Genomic DNA, 905 nt, shown 5'->3' with positions numbered 1-905 from the left:
AGACCTGGATCGCGTTCACATAGCCATCGACGGATGGCTCGATCCGGGCCTCGGTCGTGCCCTTGCGTATGGTCTCGGTTGGTGACGTGTAGACGCGGGTGACTGTCCGCTTCGTGCCTTCGACCGGTTTCATCTGGCCGGGCAGCGGCAGCACCGTCGGTGTCTCGACAATCTCGACCGGCCGCTCTGGCACGTCTTCAACGAACGCAGCTTCGACAAAGGCCGCATCCTCGATGACGGGCTCAGGCGGAACGCTCGCGCAGGCCGTGGTCAGGGCGAGGGCGGATACAAGGCTCATTGTACGGATCATTTTGTGTCTCCTGTGACAAGGTCTTCGCCCCAATTGAGGCTGTGGATGTAGAGGCCAAGAGGATTGGCGCGGAGCGTTTCGGCATCGCGCGGAGGGGAATTCACAATGGTGAAAAGCCCGGTGAAGCGTTTGACGCCGGTCAGCGCGCCATTCTCATAGGTCTTCTCGAGCCAGCGCGCCTGGAAGGATTCCCCGGACACCCGCACGACGCTCACGACATCGACACTGCGCGAGCGTCGGCCGATCTCGGCGAAAGGATCATTGTCGCGCGCATAGTCGCTGAGCGTGATCGCGGCCTTGTCGGTCACATAGTCATAGGCCGCGAGCCAGTTCTGCCGGACAATCACGGGATCAATCGACAGGCTCCGGACATCGGAGATGAAGTTCGCCAGATGATGCGCGATCTGCGCGTCGGTCGGCTCATAATGCGCAAGCGCTGGCCCGACCGCCTTCACCGCACCCGTATCATCAACCTCGACCACATAGGGCGTGACGGTCGATTGCAGGCTGCGCCAGACGAGGGCGGCGGACGAGGCAGCCAGAAGCCCGAGCAGTCCCAGCGCCATCAGCCGCCAGTTCTTCGCCTGCACGCGGG

The 905-nt window shown here is 62.8% G+C and carries 1 protein-coding gene and 1 pseudogene; both read right to left on the bottom strand.

Features of this window, described 5'->3' with window-relative positions:
* A pseudogene (locus HY2_RS15935) lies at positions 1–310 on the bottom strand (P-type conjugative transfer protein TrbG); the annotation flags it as partial.
* A partial coding sequence (gene trbF / locus HY2_RS15930) for a conjugal transfer protein TrbF (RefSeq protein ID WP_034829404.1) occupies positions 307–905 on the bottom strand: 599 nt, incomplete at its 5' end. The pseudogene HY2_RS15935 and the gene trbF, both read right to left, overlap by 4 nt.

It is taken from the genome of Hyphomonas pacifica (assembly GCF_000682675.1).
Taxonomy (GTDB): domain Bacteria; phylum Pseudomonadota; class Alphaproteobacteria; order Caulobacterales; family Hyphomonadaceae; genus Hyphomonas; species Hyphomonas pacifica.
The sequence above is the reverse complement of the archived record's forward strand: the minus strand, read 5'-3'. Positions and strand labels throughout refer to the sequence as shown.